Origin of the sequence: Bacillus sp. TH50 (assembly GCF_016650565.1) — a bacterium.
GTDB classification, from domain to species: domain Bacteria; phylum Bacillota; class Bacilli; order Bacillales; family Bacillaceae_G; genus Bacillus_A; species Bacillus_A mycoides.
Window position 1 is genome coordinate 2,764,237 of record NZ_JAEKFM010000003.1, and the last position, 23,235, is coordinate 2,787,471.

22 protein-coding genes are annotated in these 23,235 nt (G+C 38.4%); 1 reads left to right on the forward strand and 21 read right to left on the reverse strand.

The genetic code is table 11. The features are described 5' to 3' along the window. Nucleotides 1-129: 129 nt before the first annotated feature. The 19 genes from spoIIQ to nuoA form a co-directional block, all read right to left on the reverse strand. Nucleotides 130-1,113: a stage II sporulation protein SpoIIQ gene (gene spoIIQ / locus JFU23_RS14470; protein WP_201032161.1), complete on the reverse strand. Its 984-nt coding sequence runs from the start codon at nucleotides 1,111-1,113 to the stop codon at nucleotides 130-132. 161 nt (nucleotides 1,114-1,274) lie between these two features. Continuing rightward, on the reverse strand, nucleotides 1,275-1,979 hold the full coding sequence (locus JFU23_RS14475; RefSeq protein WP_201032162.1) for an ABC transporter permease: 705 nt from the start codon (nucleotides 1,977-1,979) through the stop codon (nucleotides 1,275-1,277). Continuing rightward, nucleotides 1,979-2,821 carry an ABC transporter ATP-binding protein gene (locus JFU23_RS14480; RefSeq protein WP_144512916.1) on the reverse strand — a complete coding sequence of 281 codons (843 nt, stop codon included), beginning with the start codon at nucleotides 2,819-2,821 and terminating at the stop codon, nucleotides 1,979-1,981. Before JFU23_RS14480 ends, JFU23_RS14475 begins: the two co-directional genes overlap by 1 nt. Before the next feature lie 179 nt (nucleotides 2,822-3,000). Next, entirely contained in the window at nucleotides 3,001-4,008 is a 1,008-nt protein-coding gene (locus JFU23_RS14485; RefSeq protein ID WP_201032163.1) for a LytTR family transcriptional regulator DNA-binding domain-containing protein, read from the reverse strand. Nucleotides 4,009-4,110: 102 nt separating this feature from the next. Beyond that, entirely contained in the window at nucleotides 4,111-5,130 is a 1,020-nt protein-coding gene (spoIID, locus tag JFU23_RS14490) for a stage II sporulation protein D (RefSeq protein WP_201032164.1), read from the reverse strand. A gap of 254 nt (nucleotides 5,131-5,384) precedes the next feature. Then, on the reverse strand, nucleotides 5,385-6,689 hold the full coding sequence (gene murA, locus JFU23_RS14495) for a UDP-N-acetylglucosamine 1-carboxyvinyltransferase (RefSeq protein WP_002068497.1): 1,305 nt from the start codon (nucleotides 6,687-6,689) through the stop codon (nucleotides 5,385-5,387). A gap of 39 nt (nucleotides 6,690-6,728) precedes the next feature. Further along, nucleotides 6,729-7,433: a YwmB family TATA-box binding protein gene (locus JFU23_RS14500; protein WP_201032165.1), complete on the reverse strand. Its 705-nt coding sequence runs from the start codon at nucleotides 7,431-7,433 to the stop codon at nucleotides 6,729-6,731. A gap of 51 nt (nucleotides 7,434-7,484) precedes the next feature. Continuing rightward, on the reverse strand, nucleotides 7,485-7,721 hold the full coding sequence (locus JFU23_RS14505; protein ID WP_002016201.1) for a DUF1146 family protein: 237 nt from the start codon (nucleotides 7,719-7,721) through the stop codon (nucleotides 7,485-7,487). A 208-nt stretch (nucleotides 7,722-7,929) separates the two neighbouring features. Continuing rightward, nucleotides 7,930-9,444 (reverse strand): NADH-quinone oxidoreductase subunit NuoN, encoded by a 1,515-nt coding sequence (gene nuoN / locus JFU23_RS14510; protein ID WP_341850031.1) that lies wholly within the window; start codon nucleotides 9,442-9,444, stop codon nucleotides 7,930-7,932. A 7-nt stretch (nucleotides 9,445-9,451) separates the two neighbouring features. Continuing rightward, on the reverse strand, nucleotides 9,452-10,954 hold the full coding sequence (locus tag JFU23_RS14515; protein ID WP_201032167.1) for an NADH-quinone oxidoreductase subunit M: 1,503 nt from the start codon (nucleotides 10,952-10,954) through the stop codon (nucleotides 9,452-9,454). Next, complete coding sequence (gene nuoL / locus JFU23_RS14520) at nucleotides 10,951-12,813, reverse strand: NADH-quinone oxidoreductase subunit L (protein WP_201032168.1); 1,863 nt, start codon at nucleotides 12,811-12,813, stop codon at nucleotides 10,951-10,953. Before nuoL ends, JFU23_RS14515 begins: the two co-directional genes overlap by 4 nt. 29 nt (nucleotides 12,814-12,842) lie before the next feature. Beyond that, nucleotides 12,843-13,157: an NADH-quinone oxidoreductase subunit NuoK gene (gene nuoK / locus JFU23_RS14525; protein WP_000100081.1), complete on the reverse strand. Its 315-nt coding sequence runs from the start codon at nucleotides 13,155-13,157 to the stop codon at nucleotides 12,843-12,845. After that, nucleotides 13,150-13,674 (reverse strand): NADH-quinone oxidoreductase subunit J, encoded by a 525-nt coding sequence (locus JFU23_RS14530; RefSeq protein ID WP_001012819.1) that lies wholly within the window; start codon nucleotides 13,672-13,674, stop codon nucleotides 13,150-13,152. Before JFU23_RS14530 ends, nuoK begins: the two co-directional genes overlap by 8 nt. Then, entirely contained in the window at nucleotides 13,671-14,090 is a 420-nt protein-coding gene (gene nuoI, locus JFU23_RS14535; protein ID WP_002016193.1) for an NADH-quinone oxidoreductase subunit NuoI, read from the reverse strand. Before nuoI ends, JFU23_RS14530 begins: the two co-directional genes overlap by 4 nt. Before the next feature lie 25 nt (nucleotides 14,091-14,115). Then, on the reverse strand, nucleotides 14,116-15,117 hold the full coding sequence (gene nuoH / locus JFU23_RS14540) for an NADH-quinone oxidoreductase subunit NuoH (RefSeq protein ID WP_002068471.1): 1,002 nt from the start codon (nucleotides 15,115-15,117) through the stop codon (nucleotides 14,116-14,118). After that, nucleotides 15,117-16,217 (reverse strand): NADH-quinone oxidoreductase subunit NuoD, encoded by a 1,101-nt coding sequence (nuoD, locus tag JFU23_RS14545; protein WP_201032169.1) that lies wholly within the window; start codon nucleotides 16,215-16,217, stop codon nucleotides 15,117-15,119. The genes nuoH and nuoD overlap by 1 nt, the downstream gene beginning before the upstream one ends. Before the next feature lie 3 nt (nucleotides 16,218-16,220). Beyond that, the gene (locus tag JFU23_RS14550; protein WP_201032170.1) at nucleotides 16,221-17,804 is read right to left on the reverse strand and encodes an NADH-quinone oxidoreductase subunit C; all 1,584 of its coding nucleotides are present in this window, start codon (nucleotides 17,802-17,804) and stop codon (nucleotides 16,221-16,223) included. Continuing rightward, the gene (gene nuoB, locus JFU23_RS14555) at nucleotides 17,801-18,319 is read right to left on the reverse strand and encodes an NADH-quinone oxidoreductase subunit NuoB (RefSeq protein WP_002089729.1); all 519 of its coding nucleotides are present in this window, start codon (nucleotides 18,317-18,319) and stop codon (nucleotides 17,801-17,803) included. Before nuoB ends, JFU23_RS14550 begins: the two co-directional genes overlap by 4 nt. Continuing rightward, the gene (gene nuoA / locus JFU23_RS14560) at nucleotides 18,310-18,678 is read right to left on the reverse strand and encodes an NADH-quinone oxidoreductase subunit NuoA (RefSeq protein WP_000179270.1); all 369 of its coding nucleotides are present in this window, start codon (nucleotides 18,676-18,678) and stop codon (nucleotides 18,310-18,312) included. The genes nuoB and nuoA overlap by 10 nt, the downstream gene beginning before the upstream one ends. 306 nt (nucleotides 18,679-18,984) lie before the next feature. Here nuoA and JFU23_RS14565 point away from each other — a divergent pair, with 306 nt between their 5' ends. Then, a complete protein-coding gene (locus JFU23_RS14565) occupies nucleotides 18,985-21,714 on the forward strand; it encodes a putative bifunctional diguanylate cyclase/phosphodiesterase (RefSeq protein WP_201032171.1) in 2,730 nt (909 codons plus the stop codon). Nucleotides 21,715-21,731: 17 nt separating this feature from the next. On the opposite strand, the gene JFU23_RS14570 is transcribed toward JFU23_RS14565, so the two are convergent. Then, nucleotides 21,732-22,385: a DUF975 family protein gene (locus tag JFU23_RS14570; protein ID WP_085312853.1), complete on the reverse strand. Its 654-nt coding sequence runs from the start codon at nucleotides 22,383-22,385 to the stop codon at nucleotides 21,732-21,734. A 44-nt stretch (nucleotides 22,386-22,429) separates the two neighbouring features. Continuing rightward, nucleotides 22,430-23,215 (reverse strand): DUF975 family protein, encoded by a 786-nt coding sequence (locus tag JFU23_RS14575; protein ID WP_002016277.1) that lies wholly within the window; start codon nucleotides 23,213-23,215, stop codon nucleotides 22,430-22,432. Nucleotides 23,216-23,235: the final 20 nt, after the last annotated feature.

Genomic DNA, 23,235 nt, shown 5'->3' on the forward strand with positions numbered 1-23,235 from the left:
CGTTTACGGGCAGTTGATCTCCCACCTAACTTCTTTGCTCCAACTGAATTTTGAGGTGGGCGTCTTACTGCCCGTTAATGCGGGATAAAAAAATCAGCTCTCCTAATGAGAACTGATTTTTTTACTTTATTATTCTTGTGAAGAAGAACTGTTAGATGATTCTGTAGAACCATTTGTTGATTTTTCTTCTTTTTGAGATTTCTCATCTTGTTTGCCGTTCGTCTCTTTATCACTAGTCGAACCGCTTGTCGATTTCTCTTCTTTTTGAGATTTCTCATCTTGTTTGCCGTTCGTCTCTTTATCACTAGTCGAGCCGCTTGTTGGTTTCTCTTCTTTTTGAGACTTATCTTCTGGTTTCGTGCTTGTCGACTTTTCTTCTTTTTGAGATTTGTCATCAGCTTTTTTACCAGAAGCATTTGTCGCCTTTGCAGCACCTGCATCAGCTTTAATTTCTGCTACTGATTTATTTAAATAACGCTCAGGGTTCACAGCCACATTGTCTTTACGTACTTCAAAGTGAACGTAAGAACCTGCATCTTTATTCATTGCATTTAGACCTGATTTTCCTAACACTTCACCTTGCGCGACTCTTGCACCTTTTTCTACTTTCACACTGCCTAAGCTTTGATAAGATGCTGCTACACCATTTCCACTATCTACTGTTACAACATAACCAAGAAGTGAATCTTTTTCAGCTTTCGTTACTGTACCACTTAAAGCAGCTGTAACATCAAATTCTTTTCCGTTTTTCGCAGCAATGTCAATTCCTTTATTCGGGGAATATGTGTTGTTATAAAAGACAAGTGCTTTTTCTTGTTCCGCCTCTGATGCTGCATCTTCATAGAATTTCTTCTGTACTACTACTTCTGCATTTACTGCAGCTGGCATTTTCACTACTTCTGAAGATTTTGTTACTGGTACTGCCGGATCTTCCGTTTGTGTATACGGTGTTGCTTGATCTTGGTTCGGAGCTTTCTTTGGATTAGCTCCCTGGAACCATAGCGCAACCATTAAGATTACCGCTGCACAAGCAATATATAGTGCCGGAAACACCCATCTTTTTTGAAATAAATGTACTACTTTTTGCGACTTTTTACTATTTCTTCCTCGCATTCCATCATCACCTCAGCAATCATTTTGAACAATATTCACTCATCCTATACAACCTATAACTAATTACTTTTCGACAAAATCTGTAAAAATATGTATAGGAATTGCAAAATTTCCGAGGAAATGATAGAAAAAGGAAAAAACCGAGCGTTTCAGCTCAGTTTTTAGTCCATTTGTTTCTTTTTATATACGATCAAACATGCAATAAGCGAAATGATAAGCCAAACTGTAATATTTAATACATGCCCACCAATACTACTAAACCCTGCCCCACCTACTAAGCTGTTAATTGCTTTTACAATATGAGATGTTGGAAGATATTCAATCATCGTCTTAATTGTTTTATTTTCAACTAGTGACTCAAATTGTACAGCTAAATACATCGTCATTAAAATAGGCATTCCAATTAATGATGTTTGTGGTACAGAAGATGCAAGTAATCCGATCATTGTTCCAAGCACGATAAATAAAATAGTTCCACATAGGAATATCAATCCTACCAATGGAAGATTGATATTTAACTGATCTAAAATGAATAAATTTGCAATACAAATGACCATCGTCAGACCCGCTGTTAATAAACTCTTTCCAAGAAGAACTTCAACAGAAGATGCTGGGGATAACATTAACACACGTAGTGTATGTTTTTCTTTTTCTTCTGCAATTACCATAGATTGAACAAAGCCTGCGACAAATAGGAAGGCCGTTATAGTAGTAGTGCCTAACATTTCCTTTCCCGCTCCAAATCTGCTAAATAAAAATGAAAATATAATTGGTAAAAATGCCATTAACAACACTTGTGAATTCGTCTTAAAATCTTGTACTTCTTTTCTAAAAATAGCTGATAAACGTCTCATTGAAAATGTCATTATAATCCCCTCCCAGTAACTTCAATAAAGATATCACCTAAAGTTGGTTCGTGTGAATGAATGGATAGTAATTCTCCTTTGTTCATCCATTCTGAAATACGTTTTGCACCTAATTCGTCTTTTTTCACTGTTTCTTTTTGTTTATCTTTTAACACAACTTGTATTTGATCTTTCGCGTATTTTAATCGCAAGTTTTCTGGTGTATCAAGCGCTACAATTTCTCCGCCGCACAGAAAGGCAATACGGTTACAAAGCGTCTCTGCTTCGTCCATGTTGTGCGTTGTTAAAAAAATCGTTGTTCCTTCTTTATTTAAGTCTTTTAAGATTTTATGAATGTTTTGCACATTTACTGGATCAAGTGCAGATGTTGGTTCATCTAAGAAGAGGATATCTGGTTTGTGAAGAATCGCTCTCGCTAGTGTGACACGCTGCTTCATTCCTTTTGATAATTTTTTCACTTGTGTTTTTTTATCATCCAATAAGTTCACTTGTGCTAACACTTCATCAATTCGTTCTTTTTTGCAATCGTATAAGTCACAAAATAATAGTAAGTTATCATAAATACTAAGTCTTTCGTATAAGCCGCTATTGTCTGTTAAAATGCCGATTCGTTTGTAATCGATGCTGCTTGGTCCTGTAATGTCTTTCTCCAATACTCGTACCGTTCCAATACTATGAAGCAATTGAGATGTTAATATTTTTACGGTTGTCGTTTTTCCAGATCCACTCGGTCCGAGGAATCCAAAGATTTCTCCTTGCTTTACCTCAATATTTACATTTCGAAGGGCCGTTTTTCCATCGAAACTTTTCATTACATCTTTCATTTCAATTGCCAATGTCATTTCGTCATCCCCTTTGTTTTTCTTTTATAGATGAAATTTACTTTCGCAAGTTTCGATTTGATTGTTTCGCTTTTCTTGACTCAATCATATGAAAAACAAAGGGTTTACGCAGTAAAATACCAGTAAAAGGAGTATTTTTACTGTTGAATGAATCGTATTTTGAGCTTATCGGAGCATTTTTATATCCCAATTACACCTTTTAACTCATCCATTCTTCCTTTTGAAAGCGGGATTGAACTTTTTCTTTCGTCATCCAAAATTAAACTAAAACTATTACGTGTCCACGTAATGACTTCTCGTACTCTTTGTAAATTAACGAGGTACGAGCGATGACATCTGAAGAACCCGAATCCTGTTAATCTCACTTCTAGTTCACTTAATGTTAATGTACATACGAAATCACCTTCGCGCACATGAATATGTGTCACTCCATTTTGTGTTTCAATGAAATGGATTTCCATCGGATCCAGTAAAATGATTTTATCATTCACTTTCGCTGGTATCCTTTCTAATTTCATTTGCGGAATCATTTGAATGACCTTTTCTTCGTCAACTTCTTTCACTTCTTCTTGCTCAATTTCTACCTTTTTCACACCATTGTTATTTAATATGTATACATCTTCTGTCAGCGAAAGGGCATCTGATAAAAAGGAGGACGTAATAAAGATTGCCTTTCCTTGCTCTTTCATTTTCATAATCGCTTTTCGAATAATGATCGTACTCTCTGTATCGACATTTTGCTCTGGCTCTTCTAAAATAACTAAATCCGGATTATGAATCATAACTCGCCCAAGATGAAGACGGCGTTTCTCTGAAAATGATAATTTTTCTATTTTAACGTTCAACTTATCTAGGAGACCGACATATTGTACTACCTCTTCCATACTCATATTGGATTCATAAAGCCCTAATATAAACTTGAAGTACTCCTTCACCTTCAAACGGTCGTATGCTTCATCTTTCAAAAAACAAAAACCAATGCGGGAATAATTCTTCTTTCCAATCGCTGTGCCTTCAAATAGTACATTCCCAGTTGAAGCTTCTTCTTCACCGATAATGATGCGGTGCAACACTTTAGCTGTATGGTTATTACACTGCAAAACAACACATTGTCCCTTCTCAACCTCTAGCTCAATTGCCGGTAACTGGTTCGTCTTCCCTAACTGTTTCAACTCCAGTAGCGCCATTTCGTCTCCCCCAAATGTTTTTATCCTATTATACCAAACAATTAATGGAAGATTATGATATTTTAAACAAAAAAGAAGTAGGTATCAGGAAACCCCTGACACCTACTTCTTCACCATCAATTTCCCTTCATAATCATTCATCGTCTTTATTTCAACGCCTTTATAGTAATAAGCGACTATCTCTGTATATTTCTTACCTTCCCCTGCCATACCATTCGCACCGTACTGGCTCATACCGACGCCGTGACCGAATCCTTTCGTCGTAACGGTGATGTTATCCCCTTCTTGTTTCCACGTAAAGTCTGAGGAGCGTAAATCTAACTTTTCACGAACTTGTTTTCCTGTTAATGTTTTCCCTTGGAACTCTACATCCTTTACTCGCTTTCCTTCCGTAAGGTCTTTAATATTACCAACCTTTCCGTTTGCTAGTACTTTCACACCGAGACGTTTTTGAAAATCAGCTACTGTGAATTTTTGCTCACTCGTAAATTTTGGAGAGGCTTGATCCCACGGACTATCTACACTCTTTAAGTATGGATAATCATTTCCCCAATAATCAGCTGCATTTTCTGTTCGTCCGTTACTCGTTGAGAAGAAGGATGCTGAAATTGGTTTTCCATCATACGTTAAAACTTGTCCTGCGGTTTTCGAAACGGCTTCCTCAATTTTCTTTAAATTATTTTCGTAGTTATTACCCCATTGTTTCTTCAATTCCTCTTTGCTTTTGTACACTTGATCTTTCACCGTATCTGTCACGTCCGCATTGTTTTTCTTACCTCCGCTTAGCATGCGCTGCACTACAAATGTTCTTGCTGCTAATGCCTGCGCCTTTAGCGCCTCTATTTCAAAGCTGGCATTCATCTCAGAAGCTACTACACCGGCCACATACTCCTCCATAGGTAATGTTTCTACCTTCTTCTGCTGATCACGATATACAGCAACTTGAACCGCTGTATCCACTTTCCCTGGAGCTGGTATACTTTCTATCGCTGGAGGAGTTTTAGAAGCTGCTTCTTCCCCTACTTTTGCTTTCGCAAACGGAATAACAAGAGCAGCAGGTACAATGATAACGAGCGCTATTAAGAGCGCTACTGTAATGAAAAGTGGCTTTGAAAATTTCATCCTATTCCCCCAATATAAAGTTGGATTCCTTTCATTCTTATGGAAATACGGGATCTTTTAGAACATACTTGGGGGTATCGGTATAAAGTGAAACTATAATCAGTGGGGTTTTACTGACCGCAAATAGTGGAATAAAACAAAAATTTTCTAAATATTTTTACTGAGACGTGCATAAGTATAGAATTTATTGACTATAACAGTAATAACCCAAAAAAAAATAGCCCCTATGTCAAAAGACATAGAGACTACTTCAATTAAGCGTGAAGATCAGAAACTTCTTGTTCTTTCACTTCTTCTACTTTTTCGTTTACACGTTCAATAGTTGCACCTAATGCAGCTAATTTCTTATGGAAGTCTACATAACCGCGGTCAAGATGTTTTAACTCTGTTACACGAGTATAACCTTCTGATACTAAACCAGCTAAGATTAATGCTGCTGCAGCACGTAAATCAGTTGCGCCAACTTCAGCTCCTTGCAAGCTACTTGGACCGTTCATAATTACAGAACGACCTTCGATTTTAATATCAGCATTCATACGACGGAATTCTTCAACGTGCATAAAGCGGTTTTCGAATACCGTTTCTGTAATCATACTTGTTCCATCAGCATGTAGTAATAATGCCATCATTTGTGATTGCATGTCTGTTGGGAAACCTGGATGAGGCATAGTTTTAATATCAACCGCTTTTAACTTATCTGGGCCGATAACACGTACACCTTCATTTTCCTCAATAATTTTAACACCCATTTCTTCCATTTTCGCTGTAATTGAGCGTAAATGTTCAGGCACAGCATTTTCAATTAAGATGTCTCCACCTGTAATTGCCGCTGCAACCATGAATGTTCCTGCTTCAATACGGTCAGGAATAATAGGGTGGTTTGCACCATATAATTTTTCAACGCCTTCAATACGAATCGTTCCAGTTCCAGCTCCACGTACTTTCGCTCCCATTGCATTTAAGAAGTTAGCTAAGTCAACGATTTCTGGCTCTTTCGCTGCGTTTTCAAGGACTGTTGTCCCTTTTGCTAATGTAGCTGCAGACATAATGTTTTCTGTCGCGCCTACGCTTGGGAAGTCTAAATAAATTTTAGCTCCTTTTAGTTCGCCCTCTACGTGTGCCTCAACAAATCCGTTACCAACTTTTACTTTCGCTCCCATTGCTTCGAAGCCTTTTAAATGTTGGTCAATTGGACGTGAACCAATTGCACATCCACCAGGAAGTGCAATACGAGCACGACCGTTACGTGCTAATAATGGTCCCATTACTTGAACAGATGCACGCATCTTACGTACATACTCAAATGGTGCTTCAATGTTTAATTCTTTAGAAGAATCGATTGTTACTTGGTTATTTTCAAATACGACTTCAGCATTTAAATGACGTAATACCTCGTTAATTGTGTATACATCAGATAATACTGGTACTTCAGATAGTACATTCTTTCCGTCACTCGCTAATAGGGCTGCAGCGATTATAGGTAATACAGCATTTTTTGCGCCCTCAACACGCACTGTGCCGCTTAACCGCTTTCCGCCACGGACGATGATCTTTTCCAAATTATTCCCCTCCGTGTCCTTTTTTCAGTATCTATTCACTCAATACTCAGAAGTTATGATCGGTGTGCCAACCACAATTGTATCTTTGTTGTTTGTAGAACGTATTGCTATTTGCACATTTATTTTCTCTCTATTTGTTGAAAGAGCGTCATTCCACTTTTTATTATATGCGGAGACTGATACAAATGCTCTTTCTTCTATCTGTTCGATCGCTCTTGCTGAAAGATCTTTCAAAACCTGATTGGTTTTATTTTGCAAAACACCTTCAATCTTATCATTCAGTACACCTTGAACACAAGTGTAAATTATAGGTTTTTCACTAAAAATTTTATCCATGTTCTGAACGTACTTCGGGTCCCATTTCGCCCCGCTCACTTCAAGAATAATAAAAGTGTTTTCTTTAGTATTTTCCTTACTCCAAGTTACTACTATTCGTTCTTCATGTGAAGAAGATTTTTTATAGGATGTAGCCTTATATCCATCTGGAGATTGTTCTAATTCCCAACTTTCGATGTTTGCCTCTTCCTTCACATCGTTTAACAATTTTTGAAACGTATGTATATTAGAAATTGTTTTCGTTTCTCGCGCTAACCATGACCACCGCTCTACTTTTGCATCGTTCTTCTCTAAAGCTGCAATCATGCTCTCCATTTTCTGTTCGTCGCTTATAGGTTTCATCTCTTTATATCCAACCAAAAATAAAACAACACTTACGATAACGATAAGAATGGCTTTAAACTTCAATTTCATCCCCTCCTATCCCCATTGTTAACGGAGATATGAGGTTCTATACACTTACTTTACTAAATACGTTAAACTCTTTGAATAGCCTAAATAATCAAGGAAAAAGTTACTTACAGATGTCCCAATTGCAATTGTAATTAGGATAAGTAATACTCTCGTCTGCATCACTTTTCCAGACTTCATTAAGCGCTCAATGTGAATACCTTGTAAGGCCCACCACGTAATGGTAATAAACAATAAATGCGAAACAATGGCAATCAGTGCTTGTTGCCCTAAAAGATGTGCCAAAAAATCGACCCCTTTTTTTGCTTGGCTACTACTTACGCAAAATGTAAAAAACGATACCATAAATAAGTAGGAGCCACACTTTTTCAAACGCAAATAAGCATCTTACATCGTAATTTTCTCTCGGAAAACATGTACCTATAGACGTTTTCATTTGCTGTTACTCCAAAATAAAAAGCGTAGAGTACGGACTCTACACCTTTTATTTCCACTATTGTACCACGTTCCCCAAGAAGAAGAAATCCTTCATTAATGGAAAATGTTCATAAAAGAAATTGTAACCAATCATCGGCATAATCCCTAGTATTACAATTGAAATTGCGCAAAGACTCATGACAATCTTTATATTTAACGGTAATCGGAGCTTTTCTTCTGTTTCTCCCTTGCGGAAAAACATTTGCTGTAATATTTGGAAATAATATATGAATGAAATAATCGTCGTCCCCATCATAATAGAAGCTAATACGTAATGAGCAGGTTCAACATGAAGTGCCCCTAAAAAAATGTTAATTTTTCCGATGAAACCTGCTGTCCCTGGTATTCCAGCTAACGATAAAATAAAGACCGTCATCACTATAGCTGTAAATGGGGATCGCTTGTATAACCCTGTAAAAATAGTCATATTTTCCTTATCGTTTTGTAAGATTAATCCGTGGATGATTGCAAATGCCCCTATATTCATAAGCATATATGCAAGCATATAAAACCACATACTATCCATCGTAAACTGTGATAGCGCTACAAGAGGGACTAGCAAATACCCAGCATGCGCGATACCCGAATAGGCAAATAGACGTTTTACGTTGTATTGCTTTAATGCTACTACGTTCCCAACAATCATCGTAATACTAGCTAGTACCGCAATGTATATACTCATACGCCCGTACAAAGATTGTGCGTCTCCTTGGATTGCCACACCTGCAAACACCATAAGAAACAAACGCGTAATGAGTAGAAAACCAGCAATTTTAGAAATCGTTCCGAGAAAAGCAGTGACAGGTGTAGCCGCTCCCTCATACACATCTGGTGCCCACATATGAAATGGCACTGTTGCAATTTTAAATGAGAGTCCAACGAGCAGTAGTAGAAATGCGAGAGCTAACAATAACTGAATGCCCCCAGCCAATCCTTGCGTAAATACCTTTTGCATTTCCACTATGTTGGTCGACCCTGTAATACCGTATAAATAACTCATTCCAAAGAGTGTAATTGCTGTTCCAATTCCTCCGTTAATGACATATTTCATTGCAGCCTCATTCGATGCGCGGTTTCTTTTTCGGATTCCTACTAAAATATAGGAAGAGAGCGAAAGCAACTCTAAACCAACGAACAATGTGATGAAATCAACGCTAGAAGCCATGAACATCGCTCCAAGAATCGCCATTAAAAACAAATAATAATATTCTCCTTTATCTTGAATAGGCTCCTTCTTGTCATCGCTTATTGCCATACATAAAACGAGAGCTGCTCCGCCTAATAACAACGTTTTAAATCCTTTTGAAAATCCATCTAGTACAAACGATCCATTTAAAATATCTCCTGCCGGTTCGCTATATAGCGTCATTAATGACACGATCGCTAACAAGGCAGCGGCAATTGCACCAATCGCAACGTACCTATGGTTCAGCTTAAAAAACAAATCACATATGGAAAGAAGGATGGCTGCCCCGAGAATAATGAATTCTGGTACCATGAGATGCCATGATAAGCTAAGTAACGTGTTCATATCCATCCTACTTCACCCCCAATGTTTTCAATGTAGTTTGAAGTGGATCCCCTAGTAGTTCTGGCATTACCCCAATTGCAATAATACAAACGATAAGCACTATAACAGGAACGTACTCCCATCCGTGTATATCAAATTTCGCTTCCCATTCTTTCTTACCAAATATCATTTGAAGTGTCGCTCTTAATACGTATACAGCGGTTAAAATAATTCCAATTACACCGACGGCGGCGATAACAGGTTTCCCTTGGAATAAACCGAGAAAGGCAAGGAATTCGCTAATAAATCCGGACATCCCTGGCATTCCAAGCGATGCCATACCGCCTGCTAGGAAGAAACCGCTAAGCACCGGAACACTTTTTGCAAGTCCACCAAGTGCTGTAATATCCGAAGTCCCGAAACGCTCTTCAATAATGCCAAGCAAGAAAAAGAGTAAGGCCGCAATTAAACCGTGAGACACAACTTGGAACAATGCCCCTTGTGTACCTGGTGCATTTAACGCCGCAAGCCCCATTAATACAATGCCCATATGCGAAATACTAGAGTAAGCAAGTACCTTTCTAAAGTCCGTTTGGATGAGTGCTAGAAAGGCCCCATACAATAAATTAATTACCCCTAAAATCGCAATTAGCGTTGCAAAATCACGAAAATATTCTGGGAATAATCCTTTCCCGAAGCGAACAATACCGTACGCGCCAATCTTCAGCAAAACCCCCGCGTGAAGCATAACTACAGCAGGATGCGCTTCTATGTGTACATTGACCATCCAGCGATGCAAAGGGAAAACAGGGAGTTTAATCGCAAAAGCAATCATTATGGCAAGAAACAAGCCGAACTGTACGCTACTTGAGACGGCCATTCCTCTCCCAGCACCTACACTCGTTAATATTTCTTTAAGCTCCGCAATATTTGTTGTACCTGTTTTCGCAAATAAAACCGAGAAAACGATAAGTAAAATAGCTGATCCAATACCGTTATATATTAAATAACTATATGCAGCCTTTTCACTCGACAATTTCCCCCACTTGCCAATTAATAAAAACATTGGTGGCAACGTAATCTCAAAGAACATGAAGAACAACATTAAATTTTGAGCAGCGAAGACACCGAGCATACCTATTTCTAACATGAGTAACAGCATGTAGAATGCTTTCAAATTTCTTTTAATAGAAAATGCCGCAATTGCTGCAAGCATCGCTAGAAGGGCTGTGAGCACCATCATTACAAGCGATAAACCATCAATGCCGAGCTCGTAATAAATTGAAAACCACCTTTTGTCCACTGCTGTGAAATCCCCAAATTGAATCCATTTCACCTTTTCATCAAATATCGATAAGCTCTTTCCTGAAGCGTATGTACAAGCAAGGACGATAGCAATTCCAAATGGAAGCGCCGTTCCGAATAAACCAAGCGCCTGCACTGTACGCGATTCTCGTTTCGGCGTTAATAAAAGCAAGAGAATTCCTAAAAGCGGGGAAAAAATGAAGAACGTTAATAGCAATCCATTCACCGTAAATCCCCTCCCGTATATAACAAAATAATTAGGAGCACTGCGAGCGAAACTGCTGTTACAGTTCCATACACTTGTACATTCCCATTTTGAAGCCGTGATCCTAGTCCACTCATACCTTTAACGAGTCCAGCAATTAAAACTGCGATTCCTTCTACAACGTATACTTCAAATAAGCGAAGCACATGAGCGATTCCTTTCGTAATAGGAAGTACTGCCGCATTGTATAGTTCATCCACATAATATTTTTCTTTCAAAAGGTTATAAAGAGACGTCCCTTCTCCGCCGGCCCAATCTCTAGAGATAGATTTCTTGCCATATATTAAATATGCGAGGGCAATTCCCGCAAATGAAACGAGCGTCGCAACAACCATAATCCAAACAGGTCCATGCACTTCCTTCACCTGGAATCCTATATCTTTCGTAAGCCAATCCCCAAGAAACATTCCGAACCATGGTGTATTTATATAACCTGCCACTACCGCAAGGACACCAAGGACAATCATCGGATACGTCATGGTGCGAGGTGATTCATGCACCTCTTCCTTCGTCTTCGTTTCCCCCGTAAAGACAAGAAAATATAGACGGAACATATAAAATGCTGTTAGAAATGCCGCAATTACTGCTAAAACGAATAGAAAGTAATTGCCATTCATCCAAGCCGCCGCTAAAATTTCATCTTTACTAAAAAATCCGGAAAGAAGAGGAACACCACTAATTGCAAGTGTGCCTATTAAAAATAGTGCACCGGTTACTTTCATCTTTTTCTGTAAACCGCCCATTTTATTAATGTTTTGCGTATGGACTGCATGAATTACACTTCCTGCTGCCAGGAACAATAATGCTTTAAAAAAGGCGTGTGTCGTTAAGTGAAAGATACCAGCTACATAACCAGCCGAGCCTAGCGCAAGCATCATATACCCGAGCTGACTAACTGTAGAATAAGCAAGAACCCTCTTAATATCTGTTTGCACTAGACCGATAGAGGCCGCAAAGATTGCGGTGAAAGCCCCAACGATTGCCACAGTTTGCATCGCTACCGCACTTGCTGAAAATAGCGGGAACATCGTCGCTACTAAATATACGCCGGCTGCAACCATCGTTGCCGCGTGAATAAGCGCCGAAACAGGCGTCGGTCCTTCCATTGCATCTGGCAACCATGTATGAAGCGGGAACTGACCCGATTTCCCCATCGCACCGATAAAAATTAATATCGCCGTTATTGTAATCATAGAAGGAGAGAGGTCGCCCGTATGAATCGCTTTAAAAATCGCGTCATATTCAAAACTACCTGCGTGCCAAAAAATTAATATCATCCCAATAAATAGCCCAACATCCCCAATGCGTGTCATAATAAAAGCCTTTTTCGCAGCAGCCTTCGCTTCTTCTTTAAAGAAATAAAAACCGATAAGTAAAAACGAACCAAGGCCGACTAACTCCCAAAATATATAAAGCTGTAATAAATTCGTCGATATAACTAGCCCAAGCATCGCAAAGGTAAAGAGCCCTAAATATGCATAAAAGGTTGGTAATCTGGTGTCACCTTTCATATAACCTTTTGAGTACACATGTACAAGAAAACTCACAAGTGTAACGATAAACAACATTAAAGCCCCTAATGCGGTAACTTCAAAACCAAATGATATGTCTATATCTCCTACCCTAAGCCATACCCACTTATGCTTCACTGCCTCGGATGAAAATCGTTCTATTAGTACCACTACCGCGGATATAAAGGAGAGAAAGGTAAAGAAAATACCTAGTACACTACTTCCCTCTCTAATTTTCTTCCCGAACACAATAAGTAACAAAAACGAAACAAGCGGGAAAAGCGGTATGAGCCATGCATAATCGATCATTGTTTCCTTCCCCCTTTTCGGTCACAATGCTATCCTTTGAGCGTATCCATCTCATCTACATGAACTGTCGGGCGATTACGGTACAAAGCAATCAAAATTGCAAGACCTACCGCTGCCTCCGCTGCCGCTACAGACATCGTAAACAGCGAAAAAATTTGTCCTGTTAAATTCGGAAACAAGCCTAATTTACTAAACGCTACTAGATTTAAATTGGCGGCGTTTAACATCAATTCGATACAAACTAGTACAATTACTGTATTTCGCTTTGTTAAAGCTCCAAATAAGCCGATGCAAAACAAAATAATCGCAAGTGTTAAATACGCAGAAGCCGGAACGCTACTCATGGGAATCCTCCTCTCCCTCATCCTTCTTCGCAAGGATAATCGCTCCTACAAGTGCTACAAGTAAAATAACTGAGGTTAATTCGAATGGAATAATATATTTTGAATAGAGAAGTGTACCGATTTGAAGTGTGTTATTTTCATGGAGAGGTAAACTTCCTTGTGTGCTTTGATTTGAAAAATCGATACTATTAACAGCGAAATACATAACTGCTCCAAATGCTACAACCGCAAAGAAGATAATCCATTTTCGAAGAGTAAGGCGCGATTCATTTTCCGCGTTATGTTTCGTTAACATAATGCCAAAAATCATAATAATAGTGATTGCACCAGAGTAAAGTAAAATTTGTGCCACTCCGATAAATTCGGCTGATAAGAGAAAGTACAAACCCGCAATGCTAAGGAACGTAAGTACAAGGGCCAGCATCATATGCATTACTTTCGTTAAATTCAGCATAAGAACGCCGCCGATAATCGCAGACAAGGATAATATAAAGAAAGCTACAAACTCGCCGTTCATGCTTTATTCTCCTTCCTGATGTTCTCGTCGTTCTCGTCAAGCCACTGCAGATTTTTAAATAAATCATCACGTGAATACTCTGCAAGTTCAAAGTTATTTGTCATTACAATCGCCTCTGTCGGACAAACTTCTGTACATAAATCGCAAAGAATACAAATTTCAAAATTAATATCATACGTGTCGATAATTTTCCCTTTTTTCGTAGGATCAGGATGTTTTTTTCCTGTTAATTGAATGCAATCTGTCGGACAAATGTTGGAACACTGATTACAAACAATACATTTCTCTGGATAAAACTTTTGAATACCTCGAAATCGGTCTGGTAATGGCAACGGTTGATTTGGATAATCATACGTCACCTTTTTCTTACTCAAATTACTAAGCGTATATTTTAACCCTTTAAATAGTCCTTTCATCTCTTACTGGCACCCCCTTTATAGATTAGAAGAATAGCTCCTTAATCAATGCCGTTAAGAAAATATTTGCAAGTGCGATTGGTAATAATACTTTCCAGCCAAACTCCATTAACTGGTCACCTCTTATGCGCGGGAACGTAACGCGGAACCAAATCAATAGAAAGACCACACTGCTGAATTTCAAAGCAAACCATACGGCTCCTGGAATAAACCCAAGGAACATAACTGGATTCCAGCCTCCTAAAAAGAGTACTGTAATTAAAGATGACATCCCGAAGAAATACACATACTCTGAAAGCATGAAAAACGCCCATCGAAAACCTGAGTATTCCGTATGGTATCCTGAAACAAGTTCTGACTCCGCTTCGGGTAAATCAAACGGTGTCCTATTTAACTCTGCAACTGCAGCGATTAAGAAAATGACGAAACCGATTGGCTGTGCGAAAATGTACCATACCTTTTCCTGCGCCGCTACAATTTCATTCAAGTTAAGACTACCAGCTAACAAAACGACGCCAATTACACTCATCACAAGTGGAATCTCATAAGAAATCATTTGCGCTGCCGCACGCATCCCTCCTAAAAGGGAATATTTATTATTTGATGCCCATCCCCCAGTTACGACGCCGATCGTCGTAATCCCAGAAACAGCAATGTAATACAGTAACCCTACGCCAATATCCGCGAACTGAAATTTATCAGTAAATGGGATAACCGCAAGTACCATAAATGCTGGTGCGAATGCAATAACAGGTGCTAATATAAACAACGGTTTATCTGCAGCTTTCGGAATACTATCTTCTTTTAATAATAGTTTCAAAACATCAGCTACCGTTTGAAGTAAACCGAACCGGCCCCCAACTTGGTTTGGTCCAATCCGCCCTTGCATAAATCCCATCACTTTCCGTTCTGCCAAAATACCGTATGTAACGAAGCCAAGGACTGCAAATAATAGAAGCACCGCTAATCCGAAAAAAATGAAGAAATTCGTCCAGCTTGAAGGTGATTGTAAGAGCGTCTCAATCATTAGCCGTCAACCTCCCCAAGTACAATATCAACCCCACCTAAAATCGTAATTAAATTGGCGATGTTTTCACCTTTCAATAACTTCGGTAAGATTTGCAAATTATAAAAAGACGGTCTACGAAATTTCAAGCGGTACGGCTCTTTCTTTCCATCACTAGCAATATAACAGCCAATCTCTCCCCGCGGTGACTCTATACGGACGAACGCTTCTCCTTTAGGTGCTTTAATAATTTTCGGCACTTTCGCTATAACAGCGCCGTCTTTCGGGAACTGCTCGGCTGCTTGCTCAATAATTTTCAATGACTCCTCAATTTCCTCCATCCGGCAAACGTAGCGATCCCAAGCATCTCCCGAGATCCCAACAGGAATATCAAAGTCAAAACGATCATAAATAGAATACGGCTCATCTTTGCGAAGATCCCAGTGGACTCCCGTGCACCGCAAATTTGCACCACTTAAAGAATACGAGATCGCCTCTCCCGCGCTATATACGCCAACGCCTTTCACACGATTCAAGAAAATTTCATTTCCGCTAACGAGGTCGTGGTAACCTGCCAATTGCTCTCTCATATACGGAACAAACTCTTTCACCTTTTCAATCCAGCCGTCTGGCGCATCCCACTTCACACCGCCGACTCTCATATAGTTGAAAGTAAGCCTTGCACCGCACAATTCACTTAATAAATTTATAATCATCTCTCGTTCACGAAAGGCATATAAAAATGGACTAACCGCTCCTATATCAAGCAGGTTCGTTCCCCACCAGACGAGATGGCTCGCAACTCTCCCAAGCTCCATCGCAAGCACCCGTAAATATTCAGCACGCTCTGGAATCTCAAGATCCATCATCGTCTCTACAGCGTGGCAAAGGACGTAATTATTCGTCATTGCTGATAAATAGTCCATTCGATCTGTATACGGGATAATTTGTGTATATTGCAAGCTCTCAGCTATCTTTTCTGTTCCGCGATGCAAATATCCGATAACCGGTGTAGCCTCTTTAATAATTTCTCCGTCAATCTTAATCACAAGCCGAAACACACCATGTGTACTCGGATGCTGCGGCCCTACATTTAAGAGCATCTCTTCCGTACGGATCACAAGCTACACCTCCACATCATACGGTTCATAATCCTTCCTAAGCGGATACCCCACCCAATCATCCGGCATTAAAATGCGGGATAAATTAGGATGACCTTCAAATACAATACCGAGCAAATCATACGTTTCACGCTCCGGCCAATCTGCCCCTTTCCAAAGCGGCGTCACCGATTTTACTTGCGGCGCTTCCCTATCGAGCTTTACCTTCACTGCTACTGACTGTTTCTTTCCATATGAAAATAAATGAACGTATACTTCCATATGTGTCACAAAATCTGTCGCATGTAGCTCTGACATATAATCAAAAGCAAGCCCCTCATGGAATCGCATTAATTCCATCACTTCATAATATTTCGAAGGCTCCGCCACAAGAGTTGGAACATCTTTTGAAAGCTTATTAATATAGGAATCTACTAATGCATATCCTCCTACCCTCTCCTTAACAACCTCCACATAGCGATTTAAATATGGTTGGTTAACTGATGGTTCTTCCTGCTGCGGTTCGTCTTCTATCTTATTTACAGATCCCTTTGCCCTTGCCGCAGCAGCGGCTTTCGCTTTCGCGGCTGCAATTGCCTTTGCTTTCTCATCTCCAGAATCCCCCTCACCTTGTGAGGCTTTCTGCTTCGCTAACGCTGCTGCTTTTGCTTTTGCAGCTGCTACAGCCTTTGCCTTTGCCTTTGCCTTCGCTTTAGCTTTTTCTTCATCCGTTACTTCTTCTGATCCTTCTCGCTTTTGCTTCGCTAATACCGCTGCTTTTGCTTTTGCGGCTGCTGCGGCCTTTGCCTTCGCTTTGGCTTTTTCTTCGTCCGTTACTTCTTCTGATCCTTCTCGCTTCTGCTTCGCTAATACTGCTGCTTTTGCTTTTGCGGCTGCTGCGGCTTTCGCCTTTTCTTTAACTTTTTTCTCGTCCGTTACTTCTTCTGATCCTTCTCGCTTTTGCTTCGCTAATACTGCTGCTTTTGCTTTTGCGGCTGCTGCGGCTTTCGCCTTTTCTTTAACTTTTTCCTCGTCCGTTACTTCTTCTGATCTTTCTCGCTTCTGCTTCGCTAATACTGCTGCTTTTGCTTTTGCGGCTGCTGCAGCTTTCGCTTTCGCCTTCGCTTTGGCTTTTTCTTCGTCCGTTACTTCTTCTGATCCTTCTCGCTTTTGCTTCGCTAATACCGCTGCTTTTGCTTTTGCAGCTGCTGCGGCTTTCGCCTTCGCTTTGGCTTTTTCTTCGTCCGTTACTTCTTCTGATCCTTCTCGCTTTTGCTTCGCTAATACCGCTGCTTTTGCTTTTGCAGCTGCTGCGGCTTTCGCCTTTTCTTTAACTTTTTCCTCGTCCGTTACTTCTTTTGATCCTTCTCGCTTTTGCTTCGCTAATGCCGCTGCTTTTGCTTTTGCAGCTGCTGCGGCTTTCGCCTTCGCTTCTTCTACATTAACTCCTTTATCTTTTGGTAGCGCTTTCTCTTTTTCTCGATGTTCTCCTTCAAGTTTAGACATTTCCGCCCCATGTTTCGCAGCAAGACGTTTTCGCGCTTCCTCTTTCGCATGACGGGCTGCTTCTCTTTTCATACTTTCTAAGTCTTTATTTGGATCACTCATTTATTCGTCACCTGCTTCCCGGTCCTCGCCTCGTAACGAATTTTTTCTTTTAATTTATTAATTCCATAAATTAAAGCAGCAGGATTTGGAGGGCATCCAGGAATATACACATCAACTGGTACAATTTGATCTACACCTTTCACAACAGCATACGAATTCACATACGGACCACCGGCCGTTGCACAAGATCCCATCGCAATTACCCACTTCGGTTCAGGCATTTGATCATATAGGCGCCGAACAATAGGTGCCATTTTCTTCGTTACCGTTCCTGACACAATCATGACGTCCGATTGTCTTGGTGAAGTCCGAAAAAATGACCCAAATCGATCTAAATCGTAATGTGATGAGCCTACTCCCATCATTTCAATCGCACAGCATGCCAGTCCAAATGTCATCGGCCATAAAGAGTTGCTCCGCGCCCATCCCTTCAACTGTTCCAATGTAGAAAAAAAGATATTCCTTTCTAATTCCGCTCGCTCCTGTGGGTGTAATTCCTCAAAATTTATAACCATTGTAACACCTTCTTTTTCCAAGCATACGCTAATCCAACTAGCAACATCACAACAAAAATGAGCATTTCAATCAGTGCAAATAAACCAAGCTTGTCATATGCAACAGCCCATGGGTATAAAAATAAAGTTTCTACATCAAAGATGACGAACAATAAAGCGAAAATGTAATAACGAGCATGAAACCGAATATTTGCATCATGAAAAGGCTCAATTCCACTCTCATACGTCGTCGCTTTCGCTGCACTCGGTTTGTTTGGACGCAGCATTTTCCCTAATGTAAGAGCCACTACCGGCAGCAATATACCTAATAGCAAGAAAATCAAAACGATCATATAACTATTTTCATATACACTTGCCATTGTGAAACCCTCCCCCCTGAATTAAGAACAAGTTCACATAGTAAACAATATGTCTTACTTGCATTATTTATTATTTTTAAATTTTTCTAAATAATGCAACTATTTAATTCATTATAGCAAACTTCAAATTCCTATGTCGATATATTGGGAACAGAAACAACAATTAATACTTGCTGAGCAAATCTATTTTTACAACTCATTATAAATGTGTAAAATAAATATAGAAATTCTATATGTTTTCAAGCAATCATAAAAAACATAAACTACAAAAAGGTGGTTCTTATGTATATACAGTGGGTGATATAAATGAAAAAACAAACACATGTAAGTATTCTTATAAGCATTTCATTGTTGTATATAGCTATTCATTACGTATCAATGTCCTTTTTATATGAGTACGCACTCCCATTTCAAATATTAACTGGAATAAGTACCATATTAATTGATATTACAATTTGCAGTTATATATTTTATTTTTCAAATATAAAACAAGGGTTATCTCGTTTATTTTGGATAACATTAACTATCGGATCCTTCTCTTATTTCATCGGCGATATAGTAGTTGCTTATCAACGCTTAATTCTGCATGACTACTATACATTCGTTGATCCATCAGACTTTTTTTACTTATTATTTTTAATTAGCTTTGCATTTGCCTTTCTATATGAAATTATTTATGGCCGAGATTTATTGGAACAGCTTTTTACGATATGTGATATTTGTATTATTGTTACTGCTCAATTTACTTTAAGCTACTATTTACTTATTGAAAGAACCATTCATATTTTTACAACATCATATATCGACATGTTTGTTCAACTCACGTATCCAATGGCTGATCTACTCTTTCTTTTAATAGGAATCAACCTTTTATTCAGACCATTATCCTTACTACCAAAGCAAGTTGGTGCTCTTCTTGGCAGTGCTTTAATTTTGTATGCTACTACGGATGCTATTTATGCTTATATAAAATACTTCCAGCCTGAGCACTCTATGTTCACAGTTGCTCCATTATATCAAGTAACCTTAGTATTAGTAGCAATCGCTTGTATACTTCACACAAAAGAGCCCGAAAAACAAGAACAAATATTACTAACGCCTCAAGTTGGTGAATCAATCCGATTATCATTACCGTATATTTCTGTCGTGATGCTTATTGTTTTTATATTGGTCGAAAATGTTTTTGCACCTATCGTAGTAATTGGGCTTATGGTAACCTTCGCCTTCGTTCTCATACGCCATACGTTAGTTCGAAGACAAAATAAAATATTATTGCTAGCACAAATGCAATTCAGCTTAGAACTCGAGAAACAAATCGAACTACGTACAGAAGATTTAGTAGAACAAAAAAATGAGTTATATCATAACCAACAAATGTTTAAATCTTTATACGAGCATCATCCAGATCCAATTTTCACATTAGATTTGTACGGTAATTTTCTCAATGTGAACAACGCTGGAACTACTTTACTCGGTTATCAAACGAATGAATTATTAAACCAACCATACTATTCACTTATGTATGAACAAGATTTAGAAGAAATTATTAATGCCTTTCATCACGTGAAAAAAGGGAAATCTATTTCTTTAGAAATACGGGCATATCATAAAAATAGAGATATTTACTACTTACATGTTACAGCTGTTCCCATCTTTTTAAAGGAACATATTTCTGGGGCCTATTTAATGATTAAAGATATTACAGAAAGTAAGCAGCAACAAGAGCAAATTAATTTCCTAGCATATCACGATACTTTAACGGAACTTGCGAATCGCCGTTCATTTCATCAACAGTTAGAAAAGGCAATTGCACGAGCAAAAATATCGAAAAGACCTTTTGCTGTTATGTTTCTAGACCTAGATCGCTTTAAAGTTATTAATGATACTCTCGGTCACCGGGTAGGAGATCTTCTATTAATTGCAGTAGCAAAAAGACTAGAACGAATATCGACGTCAAATATGAACCTTGCTCGGTTAGCTGGGGATGAATTCACAATTCTTATAGAAGATTATAAAGAAGATAGAGATGTACAAAAAATAGCTGATATGATTGTACTATCTATGAATGAGCCATTCGAAATTGAAAATCAACATTTACAAATCTCGCCAAGTATCGGGATTGCAATATACCCAGAAGCAGGCGAAGATCCGTTATCTATTTTACAACATGCTGATATGGCTATGTACGAAACCAAAAATAAAGGAAAGAATGGTAGCTCACTTTATACGAAAGAGTTATATAAAAAAATGGAGCGAAAAGCTCGAATTGAAAAAGATTTACCACTTGCTTTAGTAAATAAAGAATTCTTTCTCGTCTATCAACCACAAGTTGACATTACAACGAATAAAATCATCGGTGCCGAAGCTTTAATCCGTTGGAAACACCCGCTCCTAGGTGACATTTCACCATGTGAGTTCATTCCAATTGTGGAAGAGACTCCGCAGGTCATCCCACTTGGACATTGGGTGCTACGAGAATCTTGTCTTCAACTAAAAATATGGCAAATTTTTGGATACACAAACTTAAAAATGAGTGTCAATTTATCAGCGAAAGAATTTCAACAAAATCAATTAATCGAAAATATTTCACGAATACTAAAGGACGTTAAGATTGACCCGAAAGATGTAACACTTGAACTAACAGAACGAATTGCGATGATTGATGAAAAAGAAACATTATCGAGACTAAAGCAATTAAAAGAATATGGTATTCAAACGTCCATTGATGACTTCGGTACCGGCTACTCTTCTCTTGCTTATTTATCAATTTTCCCTATCGATACATTAAAAGTACCAAAAGAATTTACACAACTAGCCGATCATCGGCCTGAAGAAAGAGCCATCGTTTCCACTATCCTTTCCCTTGCAAATACTTTAAATCTCTCTGTCGTTGCTGAAGGAATTGAAACAGAAAAACAGCTTAAATTTCTGCAAAAAAACAACTGTAAATACATGCAAGGTTACTATTTCAGTAAACCTCTAACAAGTAAACAGTTTATAAAATTTCTACAAAAAACACCCAGTATGAACCAATAGTTCACACTGGGTGTTTTTTAAAGTGTCGGAATTCTTTTTTCGTAATATTCTTCTGCAATCTCTTCGTAAAAAGCTGCTGTCGTTGTATAAAAATATGGAATCAACCATAAAAATCCAATCCCTAATGTAATACAACTTAATATAAACCAACCAATAAAACTTAAACATAAAATGAAATACTCCATCTTATGTCCAGCCATCATACGACGACTTTCTGTAATAGCTTGATTTATTGAATACTCAGGATGATCATTTATAATAAAATACGTCATCGCATAAGAAAATGATTTAATAATGCCCGGAATAATAAATAGTAAGCACCATAAGAAAATATAAATGTTTACTACTATATATAATAAAAATGACTTTATAAACTTACTTCCTTCCGTAAACCATCTGAATATATGCCCAATACGCGCTTCTTTTTCACGAATTATATGTAGTGCTAAACAATAACCACCTAGCGTTAATGGACCTACCATCAATATTGTAATAACATCTACTGAAAGTGAGTTATCTACTTCTTTCCAATCCCAAACCTGAGAGAAAATGAAATCAACACTAAAACTAAAAGCTGAAATAAGAATCGAAATAAGTAATGTTGCCCCAACAGCTAAGCCCCATTTTCCTTCTAGTGAATCTAGTGCTTCTCCTTTTAAATCACTAATCATAATTAGCCTCCAATACGTAATAATTCTATTAGTATAGCATGTTCCTACTGCAATTCACCTTTTGCAATATAGCGATAAAAATGTGCTGTCGTTGTACCTACATATGGACTAAGCCAAAGAAATCCTATTCCAAGAGTAAGAATTGCTAAAATAGCCCATCCTATGAAGCTAAGCCATAAAAGAAATAAATCTAGTTTATGCCCCTTCATAAAGTTCTTACTTTCTTTCATCGCCTGTGAAACGCTATAATCTGGATTTTCAACCATAACATAATACGTCATCGCATAAGAAAAATACATCACAATCATTACAACAATCGAAATAGCTAATAGTACAAAGAAAGCAATTGTTAACGATACATTCCCTTCCTCACCAAAAAACGCGAATACACCTAGTAACAACATCGGAATCCACGTACCTGTATATAGCAAAATCGCAAGCATAGCCCACATTGTTTTCATCATTCTTTTAAAGCCACGAAATCCTTCAAATAAATAATCTACTCTAGCATCTTCTCGTTTACTAATTTGTAGCAACACATTCGTATAACCGTATGATGTAATACCATAAGATGCATTACTCAAAATGATCATTATGCAATAAAAAATTCCAAATGTAATACCTGCCCCGACTGATATCGCTTCCTCTTCAATTGAACCCGCTAAACCAACAACTAAGAAAAATATAATAATTCCTGGAATTAAAAGTATAAGCATTGCAGCCATTGAAACAACATAACTTAAAATAATATGTAAAATCGTTGATCCAACACCTAGTCCCCATTTTCCCTTTAAAGAGTACAATGCTTCTCGTTTCATTTCACCGATCATTTGTTCATCTCCTTTATGAA

Coding starts and splice junctions, on each gene's coding strand:
- nuoK (WP_000100081.1), bottom strand. CDS start 13,157: ATGAGTAGCGTTCCGGCTTCTGCGTATTTAACACTTGCGATTATTTTG.
- JFU23_RS14475 (WP_201032162.1), bottom strand. CDS start 1,979: ATGACATTTTCAATGAGACGTTTATCAGCTATTTTTAGAAAAGAAGTA.
- nuoA (WP_000179270.1), bottom strand. CDS start 18,678: ATGGCAAGTGTATATGAAAATAGTTATATGATCGTTTTGATTTTCTTG.
- JFU23_RS14570 (WP_085312853.1), bottom strand. CDS start 22,385: ATGATTAGTGATTTAAAAGGAGAAGCACTAGATTCACTAGAAGGAAAA.
- spoIIQ (WP_201032161.1), bottom strand. CDS start 1,113: ATGCGAGGAAGAAATAGTAAAAAGTCGCAAAAAGTAGTACATTTATTT.
- JFU23_RS14530 (WP_001012819.1), bottom strand. CDS start 13,674: ATGAACGGCGAGTTTGTAGCTTTCTTTATATTATCCTTGTCTGCGATT.
- nuoI (WP_002016193.1), bottom strand. CDS start 14,090: ATGAAAGGACTATTTAAAGGGTTAAAATATACGCTTAGTAATTTGAGT.
- JFU23_RS14480 (WP_144512916.1), bottom strand. CDS start 2,821: ATGACATTGGCAATTGAAATGAAAGATGTAATGAAAAGTTTCGATGGA.
- JFU23_RS14575 (WP_002016277.1), bottom strand. CDS start 23,215: ATGATCGGTGAAATGAAACGAGAAGCATTGTACTCTTTAAAGGGAAAA.
- nuoN (WP_341850031.1), bottom strand. CDS start 9,444: ATGAACACGTTACTTAGCTTATCATGGCATCTCATGGTACCAGAATTC.
- nuoH (WP_002068471.1), bottom strand. CDS start 15,117: ATGATTGAGACGCTCTTACAATCACCTTCAAGCTGGACGAATTTCTTC.
- nuoB (WP_002089729.1), bottom strand. CDS start 18,319: ATGGTTATAAATTTTGAGGAATTACACCCACAGGAGCGAGCGGAATTA.
- spoIID (WP_201032164.1), bottom strand. CDS start 5,130: ATGAAATTTTCAAAGCCACTTTTCATTACAGTAGCGCTCTTAATAGCG.
- JFU23_RS14550 (WP_201032170.1), bottom strand. CDS start 17,804: ATGAGTGATCCAAATAAAGACTTAGAAAGTATGAAAAGAGAAGCAGCC.
- JFU23_RS14485 (WP_201032163.1), bottom strand. CDS start 4,008: ATGGCGCTACTGGAGTTGAAACAGTTAGGGAAGACGAACCAGTTACCG.
- nuoL (WP_201032168.1), bottom strand. CDS start 12,813: ATGATCGATTATGCATGGCTCATACCGCTTTTCCCGCTTGTTTCGTTT.
- JFU23_RS14565 (WP_201032171.1), top strand. CDS start 18,985: ATGAAAAAACAAACACATGTAAGTATTCTTATAAGCATTTCATTGTTG.